The sequence below is a fragment of the Streptomyces stoeckheimensis genome (assembly GCF_045822005.1).
Taxonomy (GTDB): domain Bacteria; phylum Actinomycetota; class Actinomycetes; order Streptomycetales; family Streptomycetaceae; genus Streptomyces; species Streptomyces stoeckheimensis.
This window is the reverse complement of record NZ_CP169550.1, coordinates 8,674,379-8,690,806: the sequence shown is the minus strand read 5'-3', so window position 1 is coordinate 8,690,806 and position 16,428 is coordinate 8,674,379. Positions and strand designations below refer to the sequence as shown.

The window sequence follows — 16,428 nt, the reverse complement described above, 5'->3', positions numbered from 1 at the left end:
GCGTCGACGGAGAACCGAACGGGCCCGTCCGGCGTGATACCCGACACCACACGCATTGGCATGCACACGAACGCGGGGGAACACGGGTGGGATTCACGAGGAAGGCCCGATCTGCGGCGCTCGCCGCAGCGGTGACGGGCACGCTGATAACGGGAACGGTGTCGGCCGGCGTCACACCGGCGCTGGCCGCGGGCACCACCGCACAGGACGGCAAGGGGAGTCCGGCGGCCGAGGGCCGGGCGAAGAAGGAATCGAAGCCGTCGGCGACGGTGACCCTGATCACCGGCGACCGGGTCGTCGTCAAGGGCGACGGAAGCGTCGAGCAACTGCTGCGCGGCGCTGGCCGTGAGGGGACCGCCTTCTCGGTGCGCCGCGAGGGCGCGCACACGTACGTCATTCCGCAGGACGCCCTGCGCCTGGTCGCCGACGGGGTGCTCGACCGCCGGCTGTTCGACGTCGCCGGGCTCGTCAGGGACGGGTACGACGACGCGCACCGCACCACGCTGCCCCTGATCGTCGGCTACCGGCGCGACGCCGCGGGGGCCAAGACCTTCGGGGCCGGCGGCGACACGCTGGCGGCGGTCGCCCGTGACCGCCGCGACCTGCCCGCGGTGGCGGGCGAGGCGTTCAACGCGCCGAAGGCCGACGCCGCGGCCCTGTGGACGGCGGTCACCGGCCGGAAGGACGCCCGGACGCTGGGTTCCGCGCCCGTACCGCCCGTCGCCCACCTGTGGCTGGACGGCAAGGTGAGCGCCACCCTGGACAAGAGCGTGCCGCAGATAGGCGCGCCCACCATGTGGAAGGCGGGCTTCACCGGCAAGGGTGTCAAGGTGGCGGTCCTGGACACGGGGGTCGACGAGACCCACCCGGACCTCAAGGGTGTCGAGACCCTGCAGAAGAACTTCAGCAGTTCGCCCGACTCCAAGGACCGGTACGGGCACGGCACGCACGTGGCCTCCACGATCGCCGGGTCGGGCGCGCGGTCGGGCGGCCTCTACAAGGGCGTGGCACCCGATGTGCAGCTCCTGGACGGCAAGGTCCTGGGCGACGACGGCTTCGGCAGCGACTCCGAGATCGTCAGCGGTATGCAGTGGGCCGTGGACCAGGGCGCGACGGTGGTCAACATGAGCGTGGGCTCTGCCGACGATCCCGGCATCGACCCCAAGGAGGAAGCGGTCGCCCAGCTCTCCGGCAAGGCGCTGTTCGTGGTGGCCGCCGGGAACGAGGGCGACAAGGCCGGCACGATGCGCACGCCCGGCAGCGCTGCGGCGGCGCTCACCGTCGGCGCGGTGGACAAGCAGGACCAGCTCGCGGAGTTCTCCAGCCGCGGTCCGACCGCCGATGGACTGGCCAAGCCGGACATCACCGCCCCGGGCGTCGAGATCACCGCCGCCGCGACCACGCAGGGCACCTACCCCGGTCCCCCCGAGGGCTACGTCGGCATGTCGGGCACCTCGATGGCCACCCCGCACGTCGCGGGCGCCGCGGCCCTGGTCAAGCAGCAGCACCCGGACTGGAGCGGGGCCCGGATCAAGGCCCTGCTGACCGCCTCGGCCACGCCCAACCCGAAGAACAACGCCTACCAGCAGGGCGCGGGCCGCGTCGACCTCGTCCGGGCCGGCAAGGCCGTCGTCACGGCCGATCCCGGTTCCCTCGCCTTCGGTACGCAGCTCTGGCCGCACGCCGACGACAAGCCGGTGTCCAAGTCCCTCACGTACCGCAACCACGGGACCAAGCCGGTCACCCTGAAGCTGACCACGGCGGGCACCGACCCGTCCGGACGACCGGCCCCGGCCGGGATGTTCACCGTGAAGGACGCCCAGCTCACCGTCCCCGCCGGGGGGACCGCGACGACCACCGTCACCGCCGACACCCGCAAGGGCACGGTCGACGGCGCCTTCGGCGGAACCGTGCTGGCCTCCGGGGACGGGCAGCAGGTGCGCACCGGTCTCGTGGTCGAGCGCGAGGTGGAGTCCTACGACGTCACCCTGAAGCACCTGGACGTCAAGGGCGGCAACCCGGCGACGTACTACACCACGGTCACCAAGCTCGGCACCGGCATGGAGGGCCGCTTCGAGGTCCCGTACGACCCGAGCGGCACGGTCGTCCAGCGGCTGCCCAAGGGCAACTACCTGCTGGAGGGCGTCGTCTGGGGCCCGGACTCCACCCTGGGCTTCTTCGTCCAGCCGCTGCTGAAGCTCACCGGGACGACCACGGTCACCTTCGATTCCCGCAAGGCCAAGCCGTTCGCCGTCACCCCGCCGGATCCCACCGCGAAGCTGGTGAGCGCCTTCGCCGGGTTCTACGACGAGGCCGCGATGGTGTCCGACATGTGGGCCACGGACGGGTTCACGAAGATCCTCACCCAGCACCTGGGGCCGGCCCGTTCCTCACTGCGGGGGCAGTACAACGGTCTGTGGAAGACGCCGGGGGCAGCGGGCAAGAACGTCGACTACCGGCTGGCCTTCAACCGTTCGGGCAGCTGGTTCACCGGGCTCGACCGCAAGCTCACCAAGGCCGACGTCGCCGAGGTGAAGCTCGGCTTCGGCGCCTCGGTCACCGGAGCGAAGGGGCTGATCTACGCGACGCCGACGGACTCCAGCGGCTACACCTCCGGAGTACAGGACCCCACCGAGCAGAGCCTGCCGCTGGCGAGCACCCAGTACGTCAGCACCGAAGGCGGGGTGCGCTGGTCCTGGGCCGCCTCGCAGATCAACCCCCAAGGCGAGCCGAGCATGGTCTACACGCATGACGTCGGGTCGTACCAGCCGGGCCGGCGGTACACGCTGAACTTCAACACCGGCGTGGTCGGCCCCAACCTGGCGGCCGGGAGGGAGCAGGCCGCCAGGCGCATCGGTGACTACCTGGACTTCAACGTCGGGCTCTTCCACGACGGCGGCGGCCACCCGGGCTCGTCCGTCACCACCGGCGGCTTCACCCGGCTGGAGTCCGGCGGCCGGGTCATCGTCGAGACCTCGCCGAACGAGTGGCTGAGCGCCGAGGTGCCGGCCGGCAAGGCGACGTACCGGCTGACCAAGGAGGCGAGCCGGTCCCCCAAGGACACCTCGACCAGCACGAAGGTGAACGCGATCTGGACGTTCACCTCGGCCCGTCCGGCGACGGACGAGGCCGTGGGGCTGCCGCTGTCCACGGTGCGGCTCGCGCCGAAGCTGAGCCTCAGCGGAACGGCGCCCGCGGGCGGCGCGCTGAAGGTGCCGCTGCGGCTGGCCGGCGTGGCCGCCGGGGAGGGACAGGTCGCCGCGCTGGCGGTCAGGGTCTCCTTCGACGGGGGCGCCACCTGGCGGCTCCTACCGGTGGCGACGGACGCGGACGGGGCGCGTTCGGTGACCGTGCAGCACCCGGCGGGGGCCAAGGCCGTGTCGTTCCGGGTGGACCTGAAGGACAAGGCCGGCAACACCGTGCGGGAGACGATCACGAACGCCTACCTGCTCGCTCCCTGAGCCGGTCGTACACCGCTCCGGCCCGGCCCCGCATCGCGCGGGTGCCGGGCCGGACCGGTTCCGGGCCGTGTGCGGCACCAAGCAGTGCGGTGCTCGGGGCGTCGTTTGACCCGGGGTGTGCCGCTCGCTTTGATTGCTCCGGTCGACACGAGTAGATTCGTACGCTTGTTCGTGGAACCGTGTGCGCGAGAGAGCGAGGGCTGCGCCGATCATGCCGATCACGAGGACCGGGCGGTCGCTGGGACGGCAGTTCGGATGGCTCTGGGCGGCGTACGCGGTCAGCACGCTCGGCACCTGGCTCGCGTTCGACGCCTTCGCCCTGATCGCGATCCTCGCCCTGCACGCCGGACCGGCCGAGGTGTCCGCGCTGGCGGCCGCGGGACCGGCCGTCGCCGCGGTGGTGGCGCTGCCGCTCGGCCCCTGGGTGGAGTTCCGCCGCAAGCGGCCGGTGATGATCACCATGGACCTGATCCGGTTCGCGGCGCTGATGAGCGTGCCCGCGGCGTACGCGCTCGGGATGCTCGGTCTCACCCAGCTCCTGGTCGTCGCGGTCGTCGTCGGCGCCGCGGACATCGCCTTCACGGCGGCCAGCGGCGCCTGCGTGAAGGCGCTCGTCCGGCCGGAGGACCTGATCGTCGCGAACGGCCGCTTCGAATCCACCACCTGGACCGCCACCATGCTCGGCCCCCCGCTCGGCGGCGTCGCGATCGCCGCGTTCGGGCCGGTGATGACGGTGGTGGGCAACGCGGTGAGCTACCTGCTCTCGGCGGCGGGGATCCGTGCGATCGGCGGCGAGGAGCCGCGCCCCGCCGCATCGGCCTCGCCCGCGGGAGCTCCGGCGCGGCTGCGCTTCCGCGACCTGTTCGCAGGCTGGCGGTACATCCTGGCCGACTCCGAGCTGCGCCCGCTCTTCGCGAACACCATCCTGCTCAACGGCCTGATCATGGCGACCGCACCGCTGCTCGCCGTCCTCATGCTCGGCCCGCTCGGGTTCTCGCCCTGGCAGTACGGGCTCGCCTTCGCCGTGCCCTGCGCCGGCGGCCTGCTCGGCTCACGGCTGGCCCCGCGGCTCGTCGAGCGGTTCGGGCAGCACCGGGTCATGATCACCGCCGGATGGCTGCGGGCGTGCTGGCTGCCCTGGCTGGCCTTCGTCCACTCCGGGCCCGGCGGGCTCCTCCTCGTCATGGCCGTCGAGTTCGGACTGATCACCTGCATGGGCGTGTTCAACCCGGTGTTCGCCACCCGCCGGCTCACCCGGACCCCGCCCGACCGGGTCGCCCGCGTCCTGTCCGCCTGGTCGGTCACCAGCAAGGCGTCCATCGCCGCACTGACCGCTCTGTGGGGCCTGCTGGCCGCCTTCACCGGACCCCGCACCGCCCTTGCGGCCGCCGGCCTCCTGGCCATGGCCACCCCGCTCCTGCTCCCCCGGCGCGACCGGACGTCACCGGAGAAGCAGCGCGAGCCGCTGGGCTGATCAGGAGTCCGGTCCGGGCAGCCAGTCGCGGGCCGGGTCGTACTCCAGCCAGCGGGCGCGCCCGGCCTCCGCGGCGAAGGCTTCCAGCAGGGTGTCCAGGAAGGGGTGCCCGGCGCCTGTGCGGCGCCCGCCGTCTCCGCGCCACAGGAGCGACCAGGCGTAGAGGGGTGTGGGGTCCACCAGCGGAACGGACCTGATGCCCGGAATCCGTGGGAGCGGCACGTCGGCCGGCATCAGCGCGAAGCGGCGTACGTCCCCGGACAGGCCGGCCAGGAAGTGCTCCGCCCCCAGGTTCGGGCCCTCGGCGTGCGCGCGGACGCCGAACCGCTCGGCGAAGCGGTGCAGGAAGTCGAGCCGGTCGAGGGCTCCGGGGGTCCACAGCACGCTTTCCGCCAGGTGACCGGGCCGGAGCGCGGCTTCTCCCGCCAGGGGATGGTCCGCGCCGAGGATCACGTCCACCGGCTCCAGCCGCACCAGACGGTGCGTCAGCCCTTCGGGCAGGGGCGGGTGGACCCGGCCGAAGGCCGCGTCCACGTCCCCCCGGAGCAGCGCGGCGGCCACCGCGGGCAGATCGCGCCCGTGCCCGAGTTCCATGGCCGGTTCCGGAGCGTGCGCCGCCACCTGGGCCAGGGTCCGCATCGGTGCGTAGAGGTGGCCCCATACGTCGACCCGTAGCGGCCGCCGTTCGTCCCGTACGGCGGCCACGGCCCGTTCGGCGGCGGCCAGGGCCCGCCGGGCCGGGTCCAGGAAGCGCCGGCCGGCCTCGGTGAGCCGTACCCCGTGGCCGCCCCGGTGGAACAACTCGGCACCGAGCCCGGACTCCAGGCGGGCGATCCGCTTCGACAGGGCCTGCTGGGAGATCGACAGGGTCGCGGCCGCGCGTCCGAAGTGCAGCTCCTGGGCGGTCAGTACGAAGGCACGCACCTGTGCGAGGTCCAGATCCACGTCCCTCACCTTAGGCGACAACCTTTGGTTGTCGCCTGGTCCCGGGGGCTGTTGGACGGTTCGCGGGTGCTGCCGCTTCCATGATCCACATGAAGAGACTGATTCCCACGGGCGATCCGGCGCGGCCGGTGGAGTTCGCCGACGTAGCCCAGTCCGTCCCGGCCGCGGACGAGGCCCTGGTCCGGGTGGAGGCGTTCGCGCCGAACCGCGGTGAGACCTTTCTGCTGGAGGACCCGCGGCCGGGGCTGCTTCCTGGGAAGGACGTCGCGGGGCTCGTGGTGCAGGCGGCCGCCGACGGGTCCGGGCCGTCGATCGGCACCCGCGTCGTGGGCCATCCGCCGCAGGGCGGCTGGGCGGAGTACGTCGCCGTGCCCACGCACTCCCTGGCCGTACTCCCCGACGGCCTCGACGCCGTCCGGGCCGCGGCCCTGCCGCTGGCCGGCATCACGGCCCTCCGGCTGCTGCGCACGGCCGGCAGCGTGGCGGGCCGGCGCGTCCTGCTCACCGGTGCGGCGGGCGGGGTGGGCCACTACGTGACCGAACTCGCCGCCGCCTCGGGCGCGGACGTCACCGCCGTGACCGCCACCGCCGCGCGCGGCGAGAGGCTCCTCGAACGGGGCGCGACCGCCGTCGTACGCGATGTCACGGAGGCCCGGGGGCCGTTCGACCTGGTGCTGGAGTCCACCGGCGGCGCCGCCCTGCCGCACGCGCTGGCCCGACTGGCCGCCGGCGGCACGCTGATCTGGTTCGGCCAGGCGAGCCGGACACCGGTCACGCTCGACTTCTTCGACTTCTTCGCGGGTCCGGAAGGCGCCTCGATCCGGCACTTCCACTACGCCGGCGCCCCGTACGGAGAGGATCTGGCGACGCTGGTCCGCCTGGTGGACCGCGGGCGGCTGCATCCGGAGATCGGCCGCGTCGACGACTGGGAACGGACCTCCCGGACCCTCGTGGACCTGCGGGAGCGCCGGATCCGCGGCAAGGCCGTCCTGACGACGGGAGCGGCACGATGAGCACGGAGTCCACCGGCCCCGCGTCAGCCTTCGCCGCCGCCCAATTCACCCGGGCCACCGGGGCCGGGCTCGATCCGCACGCGTACCTGCGCGCCACGGAGGGGGCCGCCTCCGTCGGCGCATGGAGCGAGGCGCTGATCCGTACCGCCCGGCAGTACGTCGCGCGCGCAGGGCAGGCGGCGCCGTCCGGATCAACGGTGTCGGGGATCTCGACGGTGTCGGGGATCTCGACGGTGTCGGGGATCTCGACGGTGTCGGGGATCTCGACGGTGTCGGGGATCTCGACGGTCTCTGCGGTCTCTGCGGGCGAGTACGAGCAGGCGGCGGCGCGGTGGTTCCACTTCGCCACCCTGGCTCCGCAGACGGCCGGCTCCACGCACCATGCGTACGCGGCCGCGGAGGCGGACGCCGCCATGGGCCGTGCCCTGGCCCTGCTGGAGCCCGGCGCCCGACGGCTGGAGAGCCCCGCCTTCACCGGCTGGCTGCGCGGCCCCGCCGACGCGCCGTCCACGGTGATCGTCGTCCCCGGACTCGACTCCGGCAAGGAGGAGTTCCACCGGGTCACCGAGGCCTTGCTGCGCAGGGGTTCGGCCGTGTTCACCATGGACGGCCCGGGGCAGGGGGCACTCGCGGCCTCCACGACCCTCCGCGCCGACTACGACCAGGTGATCGGCCGGGTCATCGACGCCCTCGGCCTCGACCGCGTCGGCCTGATCGGCCTCAGTTTGGGCGGCTACTACGTCGCACGGACCGCGGCCCTCGAACCGCGCGTGGCAGCCGCGGCGGTGGTGAGCGGCCCCCACCGGCTCGACTGGGATGCGTTGCCGCCGCCCCTGCAGGACCTGCTCACCCGGCGCGCCGGAGGAGCCGACGCAGCACGCGAGTTCACCGCGGAGGTCGACCTGTCGGCCCTGGCGCCGCGCATCGCATGCCCCCTCCTGGTGGTGGACGGCGGCGAGGACCGCGTCCCCGGCGTCACCAACGGCTCCGAACTGGCCCGCCGAGCACCACACGGCGACCGCCTCCTGATCCCCCAGGGCGACCACCTCCTCGGCAACGCCCAACCCGACTGGCTCCCCACCACCACGGACTGGCTCACCACGACCCTCACCGCCCCCGCGAAAGCCCCGTAGCGCAAAAGACCCGCCCGGCCGGAGCGTGGAGGCTCCGGCCGGGCGGGCGGCGTACGGGGTCAGGAGATGGTGAGGAAGCGGGCCTGGCTCGGTACTCCCTGCGCGTCGAGGGCGAAGAGCATGTAGTTCCCCGGCAGGACCACGCCGGGGTCGGCGGGGATGGACACCGTGTGGGTGCCGGTCCCCGTGGCCGTGGACGCGAGGGGGACCCGTCGCTGGTCGTTGTCGGTGGAGTGGGTCGCGGCCGCCGCACGCATCAGGACGAAGGATGCCGCCGGGGTGGAGGTGGCGGTGGTGAGCGTCAGGGAGGTGCCCGGGGACGTTCGGGTGGGGACGTTGCCCGTGATCTCGGGGCGGGGTTTCGCCGATCCGTCCGGCTTGAGCAGGTACGGCGGTGTGAAGACGGCGCCGTCGGCGTGGTTGGTGGCGCAGTCGCCGCACAGGCCCCCGCCGCCGGAGAAGACCCTGCCGTCCGGCAACAGGTTGGCCACGCTGTGGTAGTTGCGCGGTACGGCCATGGTGGCGAGCGGGGTGAAGACACCGGTCGCGGGGTCCCACAGCTCGGGGGTCATCACCGAGGTCGCGTCGCTGAAGGGGACCGGGTAGCTCTGTCCGCCGAAGACGATCACCTTGCCGTCGGGCAGTACCACGCTGTTGGCGAAGGCCCTGGCGTACGCCATGTCTCCCGTACGCGCGGTTTCGACCTGGCTGCCGGCGATGCTCACGGTGTAGGCGCGGTTCGTGGCGGGGGTGTTCTGGTAGGCGGGCGAGCCGCCCAGGGTGAGCAGTTTGCCGACGTCGTAGGCGACGGCGTTGCCCGTCATGGCGTCGGCGCTGTCGGCCCGGGTGCCGGCCGGGGTGATGCTGCCCGTACCGGTGGTCGAGATCCAGTTCATCTGCTTGCTCGGGCCCAGTTGCAGCACCTTGCCGCCCGAAGTGGCGTGCAGCCACATGTGGTTGTCGGCGCGGTAGGGCCCGGCCGGGTCGGCCGTGGAGGCCTGGAGGGCGGGGACTCCCGGGAGCCCGCGCCAGGTTCGGGTGACCGGCGACCAGGCCTCGGCGGCCTTGTCACCCGCGGGCCCGCTCCAGGATCCGCCCAGGACGAAGGCCTCGCCGGTGGAGAGGAGCGTCATGGCCTGGTAGCCGCGGGGGATGTTCATGGCAGCGGTGGCCGACCAGGTGTCGGTGGCGGGGTCGTAGATGCTGGCCTTCTCCGCGTTGCTGCCCCCGGTGACCAGCACGCGGCCGTCGGCCAGCATGGCTATGCCGGGGCAGAACATGTCGTGCCCGGTGTTGTCGATGCGGCGCTGGGTGACCTTGCCGGTCTTCAGGTCGAGGATCGCGGTCTGGGTGTAGCCGTTGCTGCCGCCGAAGCGGTCCACCGCGTAGGCGGACCAGGCCAGCAGTTTGTCCCCGGGGAGCACGGCCGTGGCCACGGGGACCAGGGGGAAGCCGGTGATCCGGCCCCAGGATCCGTGGACGGCGGGGGCCGCCGGCCCGCTCAGGCGGATCTCGGCGGCGGAGGTCCACGGGCCGCGGGCGCCGGCCTCGGTGGTCACGGTCAGCCGTACGAACCGGGCGTTCGCGGTACGGGTGAAGGTGGCGGTCTTGACGGTGTCGTCGTCACGCCAGGTACCCGCGGCCACCGGTGCGCCGAAGCCGGTTCCGTCGGTGCTGGTGGTGACGGTGTACGCGCCCGCCCGGCCGTTGATGCCGTTCGTGCGGGGGTGGTAGACGAGTGCGGAGACCGCGGCCGTGCGGTGCATGTCGATGGTGATGCTGTGCGGGAGGGGGGCCGGGGTACCCGACCACCGGCTGTGCCAGATGGTGCCGGTGTCACCGTCGAGGACCTGGGAGGCACGGCCGTTCTCGCGGACCGTCTCCTCGTCGCTCGCCACGGCCGTCCATCCGGTCCGGGCCAGGTCGACGGTGGCTTCCGGGGTGCCGGGGTCGCCGAGCAGGTTGATCTCGGCGGCGGAGGTCCACGGGCCGCGAGCGCCGGCCTCGGTGAGCGCCGTCAGCCGGACGAACCGGGCCCCCTGCGGGGCGAACCCGAGCGTCTTGGCGCTCCCGTCGTCCGCGAGCGTGCCGCCGGCGACCGGGGCCGGCCAGCTCACCCCGTCCGCGCTGAGGCTGAGGGTGTACTCACCGACGCGCCCGTTGGCCCCGTTGGTGCGCGGGGTGTAGACGAGCGCCGAGACGACCGCCGTACGGTGCATGTCGATGGTGATGCTGTGCGGGAGGGGGGCCGGGGTACCCGACCACCGGCTGTGCCAGATGGTGGCGGTGTCACCGTCGAGGACCTGGGAGGCACGGCCGTTCTCGCGGACCGTCTCCTCGTCGCTCGCCACGGCCGTCCATCCGGTCCGGTCGAGGACGGGGGCCGTCGGCTCCATGGCGTTGGCCGGTGCGATGCCGTGGTGCGGCGACTGCTTCGCCGCCTGATCGCCGAAGGGCGCGGGGGACGGCACGGACGCGGATCGGGGATCCGGGCCCCGGCCGGCCGCGGCCTGGCTCGCGACCCCGAGCCACGGCGTGAAGCCGATCAGCAGCGCACCGAGGCCGAAGGCGATGAGCACACGGGATCGGCGTAGTGCGCGGGGTAGGGCGAGGAAGCGCCTGGACTGCAATCTGACCTCCATGGGGCGAACCGGCATACCCCATGGAAGATAGGTCAGCATGACAACAACTCACCTAAATGAGAGGAGAGTTGACGCAAAACTGCAGACTCCCTAGACCGGCACGGTGTCGCCGGCCTCGAACGGGCCGCCGTGGCCGGGGACGATCAGGTCCGCCGCGGCGAGCACCCGCAGCCGGGAGGCGCGCAGCACCTCGCGGTCCGGGGCCACCGGGTCGTCGGCGGGGCCCTGCGCGTGCCACCACAGGTCGCCCGCGAAGGCCACCACACCCGATTCGGTCCCGGCCAGCAGGGTGATGTCCTCGTGGCTGTGTCCCGGCGTACGGATCAGACGCAGGGAGGGGGTGAGTTCGTAGCCCTCGGCGTCCCGGTTCGTCCACTGGTCGCCCTGGTACTCCACCTTGTGGTCGTGCACCCGGGCCCCGCCGAACAGGCCCACGTTCATGGTGTTGTCCGGGTGGTGGTGGCTGAGCACCACGTCGGTGATGTCCTCGGGGCCCAGCCCCAGTTCCGCGAGCGGGCCGAGGATGTCCGCGTGGCTCGCCACCATGCCCGGATCGAAGATGAAGTGCCGGCCGGCATCGGATACGTAGGAGACGGTGGCGGCGACCCCGGGGCCGGTGGAGCCGACGTAGCCGGTGGTCAGGATCTTGTAGACGGCGCTGCGGCCGAGCGGCGCGTCGGTGATGTCGGTCGTGGTGCCGGTCGTGGTGTCGGTCGCGAAGTCCGTCGTCGTGTTCGTCATGGCCGTAATCCTGCCGGGGCGGCCGGGGGCGTACGAGTGGCACACCTGCCAGTGATCGCAGGATTCGTGCCACAGGTGGCAGACTGCCCCCGTGCCCCCTTTCACGACCGTCGCCGCGTACGTCCCGCCCGGTGTCGGCATGCTCGCCGTCGGGATCGTCTCCGAGGTCTTCGGCCCGCACGGGCAGGGCCTGCCCGGCTTCGACTTCGCCCTGTGCGCCGAGCGGCCGGGGCCGGTCCCCACCGACATCGGCGTGCCGCTCGCGATCGAGCACGGTCTCGACCGGCTGGCTTCCGCCGATCTGGTCATCGCCCTGCCGGGCGCGGATTTCCGTACGCCGCCGGGTCCCGCGGTACTCGAGGCGCTGGTCTCCGCGTACGGAGGCGGCTCCGTGCTCGCGGCCCACTGCGTCGGCACGTTCGCACTCGCCGAGGCCGGGCTGCTCGACGGGCTACGGGCCACCACGCACTGGCGGTTCGCCGAGCTGCTGGCCCACCGCCATCCGGACGTCGCCGTCGAAGCGGACGCCCTGTACATCGACGAGGGCAGGATCGTCACGGGCGCCGGAGCCGCCGCCGGCTTCGATCTGTGCCTGCACCTGCTGCGCCGGGAGCACGGGGCCGCGATGGCCAACGGCGTCGCCCGGGACATGGTGCTGCCCTCGCACCGCGACGGCGGGCAGGCCCAGTACCTGGCCGCACCCGTCCCCGAGGACTGCCGGGACGAGCGGCTCTCCGAGGTGCTCGCCTGGGCCCGTGACCACCTCCACGAGCCGCTTCCCGTCACGGAGCTGGCCCGCCGCGCCATGATGAGCAAACGCTCCTTCGCCCGCCGGTTCACCGCCGCGACGGGCACCACCCCGCACGCCTGGCTGCGGAACCTGCGGCTGAGCAGCGCGGAGGAGCTCCTGGAGAGCACGGACCTGCCCGTCGAGGAGATCGCCCGCCGGGTCGGCTACGGCAGCGCGGCGGTCCTGCGCGAACAGTTCGTGCGGCGCAGGGGAGTTCCGCCCCGCTCCTACCGCCGCTCCTTCACGAGCACGCCCTAGTGACCTGGTTTGGAGATCCTGTCGCAGTAGCGGCAGATGCGGTCGAGGATCTGGTCGGCGGTCTTGGTCCACTTGAACGGCCTGGCCTGGTCGTTCCAGATGTATTGACCCGCAGGGTTGTTGACGCGGCTGATGGGTGGGTGTCCGCCCAGTGCGGTGTGGGAGCGGTGGTGGTTGTAGGTGTGGAGGAAGTCTGCCAGGGCCGCTGTCCGCTCGTCGTTTGAGGCGTAGGGCCGCTGGTAGGCCCATTCCTCGGCGAGGGTGCGGTTGAAGCGTTCGACTTTGCCGTTGGTCTGCGGCCGGTAGGGCCTGGTTCGTTTGTGAGCGGTGCCAGCCGCGGTCAGGGCCTGGGTGAACAGTTTTGACTTGTAGCAGGAGCCGTTGTCGGTCAGGACCCGCTCGACGGTGATGCCGTGGGCGGCGAAGAACGCGTTCGCCCGCTGCCAGAAGCCGATCGCGGTGTGCTGTCGCTCATCTGCCAGGACTTCGCTGTAGGCCAGCCGGGAGTGGTCGTCGACAGCGGAGTGGATGAAGCAATAGCCGATCACCGGCTTGCAGCTTTTGCGCTCGCCGGTGGTGGTCAGCTTGTTGTCCATCGCGGTCCGGCGGTCCATGACGCGGTGGCCGCCGCCGTCAGGGATGTTGCCGAGCTTCTTGATGTCGACATGGACGAGCTCGCCGGGCCGGGAGCGTTCGTAGCGGCGGATGACCCGGCCGGTGGGCCGGTCGAGGAACGCGAGCCGGTTTAGGCCGTGGCGGGCCAGGATCCGGTGGACGGTGGAGGCCGGCAGGCCCACGATGGGGCCGATCCGGGCCGGGCCGAGCTTACGGCCGGTTCGCAGGCGGCAGACCTGTGCCTCGACCACGGCCGGTGTGCGGTGCGGGGTTGTTCAGGGCCTGCTGGAGCGGTCCCACAGTCCGGCCTCGCCCTCGGCCCGCCACCGGCGGACCCACTTATGGGCCGTGGGCCTGGATATCCCCATCTCGGCCGCCACGTGCGCGACCGGCCGTCCGGCCAGAACCCGTTCGACCAGGATCCGCCTGCCGTGAACGGTCAGGCGGGCATTACGGTGGGACACGAAGACCTCCGTGTGTGGTGTGGAGCCTAGACACCTCCACCACACCGGAGGTCTTCGCCATGATCAAGACCTGCACCGTTAACAACGCTCGTGATCAATACACCTAGGGGGGTGGCGTCTTGCCGGTCAGGCCTCTGCCACCGGTAGGGCCCTGTCCTATGATCGTTCCCGTGACCTCCGCACTGATCCTCATCGACCTGATGCCCCGCATCATCGCCATGCCGGTCGCCCCTCACTCCGGCGAAGAGGTGCTGGCCCGCTGCCTCCGGCTGGCCGAGGCCTTCAGGGCGAACGGGCGCCCGGTGGTGCTCGTCCGAGTGGACCGGCCCGGCGTCGCCGAGCAGCCGCCGGGCAGCGGATTCGCCGACGGTCTGGTGCGGCCGGGCGACGTACTGATCGTCAAGCACACCGTCGGGGCGTTCCACGACACCGGCCTGGACGACCGGTTGCGCGGCTTGGGCGTGGACACGTTGGTGCTCGGCGGGCTGGTCACCACGATGGGGGTCGAGTCCACGGCGCGGGCCGCGAGCGACCTCGGCTACGAGCTGGAGTTCGTCGCCGACGCCATGTCCGGCTTCGCCGCCGACGAGCACGAGTTCGCCGTGGAGCGCACCTTCCCCAGGTTCGGTGACGTGCGCAACACGGCGGATTACACCTGATCACGTTGAAGGACCGAACCGCCCGAAGCACTGTACGAAGTCTCCTGTGAACGATGTGAACGAACAGACCGGGCCCGCGACCGTTCGCGTGTTCATCGCCCTCGCCCCGCCCGACGACGCGAAGGAGGAACTCGCGCGCGAGCTGGGCCCCGCGTACGCCGCGTACCCGCACATGCGGTGGAACCGCATCGAGGACTGGCACATCACCCTGGCGTTCCTCGGCGAGCTGCCGGTCGAGGCGGTCCCGCTCCTGCGGCCGCCCCTCGCGGAGCTCGCGGCGGCGCGCGGTCCCGTACACCTGGCCCTGCGCGGGGGCGGCCACTTCGGTGAGCGGGTGCTCTGGAGCGGGGTCGACGGGGATCTCGACGGTCTCCACCGGCTCGCCGCCGATGTCCGCACCGTGGTCAAGGAGTGCGGCATCCCCTTCGAAGACCGGCCGCTGCGACCCCACCTGACGCTGGCCCGCGCCCGCCGGAACGACGTCTCCTCGGCGGTGGAGTCCGCCGTCGGCCTCGCCGGGTTCGCCGGCCGCCGCTGGCGGACGGAGCGCCTGCACCTGGTCGGCAGCAACATCGGCCGCGGCCCGGGTCCGATCCACTACCGCGACATCGAGGCGTGGAACCTCGGCGACGGGGAGGAGCCCGGGGCGGACCACTGGGAGGACTGAACCTCAACACCCCTCCCCCGCTTCACCATTGGACGACACGCGGACGACCGCCGTGCGACCGGCGGACGACCTCCGCTCGCGACCGCAAAGAAACCTCTTGACGCAAAGCCGCTTAGCGCTAAGCTACTTTCTAGCAATCTAATCGGGGGAGAGATCGACGTGATCAAGGGCATGCGCGAGGAACGGGTGGCGGGCGAACGGTCGCTGCTCCTCGGAGTGGGAATCAGCGCGATCGGGATCGGGATGTACATCCCCTTCTCGCTCGTCTTCTTCCACCACGTCACCGGCCTCTCCTTCGCCCTCGTCGGCATCGTGCTGACGGTGACCGGCCTGGCGGGGCTCGCGGTCATGCCGCTCGCCGGATCGGCCGTCGACCGCTTCGGGGCCAGGAAGGTCAACCTGCTGCTCTACGCGGTACGGGCCCTGGGCTTCGCCCTCTACCCGCTCGCCGGGTCGCTTCCCGCCTTCGCCGCCGTCGCGCTCATCACGGCCCTCGCCGACCGCTCCTTCCCCATCGTGCAGCAGTCGCTCATCGGGGAAGTGGCCCGGGGCGGCGCCCGCGACCGGCTCCAGGCCTCCATCCGGGCCCTGCAGAACGCGGGCATGGGCGCCGGCGCCCTGATCGTCTCCGGGGTCCTGGCCCTGTGGGGCACGGAGGGGTTCACGTACACCGCCTGGGGCAACGCGGTCGCCTTCGCGCTCGCCGGACTGCTCGTCACCCGCGTGAAGCCGGTACGGGACCACGTGAACGGCGAGCCCGGCACGGGCGGCGGCGCACCCGCCTCGGCCAAGCGTCCGCCCGCGGGCTACCGGATGGTGCTCGCCGACCGGCCCTTCCTCGGCCTGACCGCCACCAACTTCCTGACCGCGCTCGGGTACTCGGCCCTGTCCGTCCTCTTCCCGCTCTACATCAGCACCTGGCTGCACGGACCCGATTCGCTCACCGGTGCGGCCTTCACCGTCAACACCGCCCTCTGCGCCGGGATCGGCGTCCTGATCGCACGTCGCGTCCGCCGTTCCGGAGCCCGACGCACCCGCTCCGCGGCCCTCGGGGCCCTGCTCTTCGCCGCAGCCTTCGTGGGGCAGATCGTGCTCGGCACGGTCCGGCCCGGACAGACGGCGACGCTGGTCGCCCTGCTGGTGATCGTGGTGGTCTACACGATCGGCGAACTGATCCACAGCCCCTCGGGCGGCGCCCTGTCGGTCTCCGCCGCGCCCGAGGCCGTACGCGGCCGTTACCTCGCCACCTACCAGCTGTCGTACTCCCTGGCCACCGCGCTGGCCCCGTCCCTCTTCACGGGACTGCTCGCGCTCGACGGCCGCCTGCCCTGGGCGTTCCTGACCGTCGCCGCGCTGGGCGCCGCGCTCGCCCTGACCCGGCTGGAACGCCACCTCCCGGCGGAGGCGGTGTACGCATCCCAGCCGTCCGCGACACCCTCCCCGGCTCCGGCCACGGGTACGGGCACGGAAGCGTCCACCCGCGAGCCGGCCACCACGGCCACCGCCTGAGGGACGCGCTCCCCCGCCGAGAGCCCGCAGCCCGCCCGATCACGGCCCTCTCCATGA

At 72.3% G+C, this 16,428-nt stretch carries 11 protein-coding genes and 1 pseudogene; 8 read left to right on the top strand and 4 right to left on the bottom strand.

All coding sequences use genetic code 11. The features are described from left to right. Positions 1-86: 86 nt before the first annotated feature. Both ACE1OC_RS39390 and ACE1OC_RS39385 read left to right on the top strand, forming a co-directional pair. Positions 87-3,461 carry a S8 family peptidase gene (locus ACE1OC_RS39390; RefSeq protein WP_407841076.1) on the top strand — a complete coding sequence of 1,125 codons (3,375 nt, stop codon included), beginning with the start codon at positions 87-89 and terminating at the stop codon, positions 3,459-3,461. A gap of 211 nt (positions 3,462-3,672) precedes the next feature. Further along, entirely contained in the window at positions 3,673-4,935 is a 1,263-nt protein-coding gene (locus tag ACE1OC_RS39385) for an MFS transporter (protein WP_407841075.1), read from the top strand. Here the strand turns inward: ACE1OC_RS39385 and ACE1OC_RS39380 are convergent, their stop codons facing one another. Then, a complete protein-coding gene (locus ACE1OC_RS39380; RefSeq protein WP_407841074.1) occupies positions 4,936-5,880 on the bottom strand; it encodes a LysR family transcriptional regulator in 945 nt (314 codons plus the stop codon). A gap of 89 nt (positions 5,881-5,969) precedes the next feature. On the opposite strand from ACE1OC_RS39380, the gene ACE1OC_RS39375 reads away from it, so the two are divergent. Continuing rightward, on the top strand, positions 5,970-6,893 hold the full coding sequence (locus ACE1OC_RS39375; protein WP_407841073.1) for a zinc-binding dehydrogenase: 924 nt from the start codon (positions 5,970-5,972) through the stop codon (positions 6,891-6,893). After that, positions 6,890-8,026, top strand: a complete 1,137-nt coding sequence (locus ACE1OC_RS39370) for an alpha/beta hydrolase family protein (protein WP_407841072.1) — start codon at positions 6,890-6,892, stop codon at positions 8,024-8,026. The genes ACE1OC_RS39375 and ACE1OC_RS39370 overlap by 4 nt, the downstream gene beginning before the upstream one ends. A gap of 59 nt (positions 8,027-8,085) precedes the next feature. Here the strand turns inward: ACE1OC_RS39370 and ACE1OC_RS39365 are convergent, their stop codons facing one another. Both ACE1OC_RS39365 and ACE1OC_RS39360 read right to left on the bottom strand, forming a co-directional pair. Beyond that, on the bottom strand, positions 8,086-10,605 hold the full coding sequence (locus ACE1OC_RS39365; protein ID WP_407841071.1) for a discoidin domain-containing protein: 2,520 nt from the start codon (positions 10,603-10,605) through the stop codon (positions 8,086-8,088). Between the two features lie 153 nt (positions 10,606-10,758). Continuing rightward, positions 10,759-11,352, bottom strand: a complete 594-nt coding sequence (locus ACE1OC_RS39360; protein WP_407841828.1) for an MBL fold metallo-hydrolase — start codon at positions 11,350-11,352, stop codon at positions 10,759-10,761. Between the two features lie 196 nt (positions 11,353-11,548). Here ACE1OC_RS39360 and ACE1OC_RS39355 point away from each other — a divergent pair, with 196 nt between their 5' ends. Beyond that, positions 11,549-12,457: a GlxA family transcriptional regulator gene (locus ACE1OC_RS39355; RefSeq protein ID WP_407841827.1), complete on the top strand. Its 909-nt coding sequence runs from the start codon at positions 11,549-11,551 to the stop codon at positions 12,455-12,457. On the opposite strand, the pseudogene ACE1OC_RS39350 reads toward ACE1OC_RS39355, so the two are convergent. Further along, positions 12,454-13,536, bottom strand: a pseudogene (locus ACE1OC_RS39350) (IS481 family transposase). The gene ACE1OC_RS39355 and the pseudogene ACE1OC_RS39350 sit on opposite strands and share 4 nt — an antisense overlap. A 158-nt stretch (positions 13,537-13,694) precedes the next feature. Here ACE1OC_RS39350 and ACE1OC_RS39345 point away from each other — a divergent pair. The 3 genes from ACE1OC_RS39345 (at position 13,695) to ACE1OC_RS39335 (ending at position 16,371) form a co-directional block, all read left to right on the top strand. Continuing rightward, positions 13,695-14,195, top strand: a complete 501-nt coding sequence (locus ACE1OC_RS39345) for an isochorismatase family protein (protein ID WP_407841070.1) — start codon at positions 13,695-13,697, stop codon at positions 14,193-14,195. 55 nt (positions 14,196-14,250) lie between these two features. Beyond that, positions 14,251-14,862: an RNA 2',3'-cyclic phosphodiesterase gene (gene thpR, locus ACE1OC_RS39340; RefSeq protein ID WP_407841826.1), complete on the top strand. Its 612-nt coding sequence runs from the start codon at positions 14,251-14,253 to the stop codon at positions 14,860-14,862. Between the two features lie 159 nt (positions 14,863-15,021). Continuing rightward, positions 15,022-16,371: an MFS transporter gene (locus tag ACE1OC_RS39335; protein ID WP_407841069.1), complete on the top strand. Its 1,350-nt coding sequence runs from the start codon at positions 15,022-15,024 to the stop codon at positions 16,369-16,371. Positions 16,372-16,428: the final 57 nt, after the last annotated feature.

Bases quoted from the DNA above. Each gene is read 5' to 3' on its own strand.
- ACE1OC_RS39375 (WP_407841073.1), top strand. From the start codon at position 5,970: ATGAAGAGACTGATTCCCACGGGCGATCCGGCGCGGCCGGTGGAGTTC.
- ACE1OC_RS39370 (WP_407841072.1), top strand. From the start codon at position 6,890: ATGAGCACGGAGTCCACCGGCCCCGCGTCAGCCTTCGCCGCCGCCCAA.
- ACE1OC_RS39355 (WP_407841827.1), top strand. From the start codon at position 11,549: ATGCTCGCCGTCGGGATCGTCTCCGAGGTCTTCGGCCCGCACGGGCAG.
- ACE1OC_RS39345 (WP_407841070.1), top strand. From the start codon at position 13,695: ATGATCGTTCCCGTGACCTCCGCACTGATCCTCATCGACCTGATGCCC.
- ACE1OC_RS39385 (WP_407841075.1), top strand. From the start codon at position 3,673: ATGCCGATCACGAGGACCGGGCGGTCGCTGGGACGGCAGTTCGGATGG.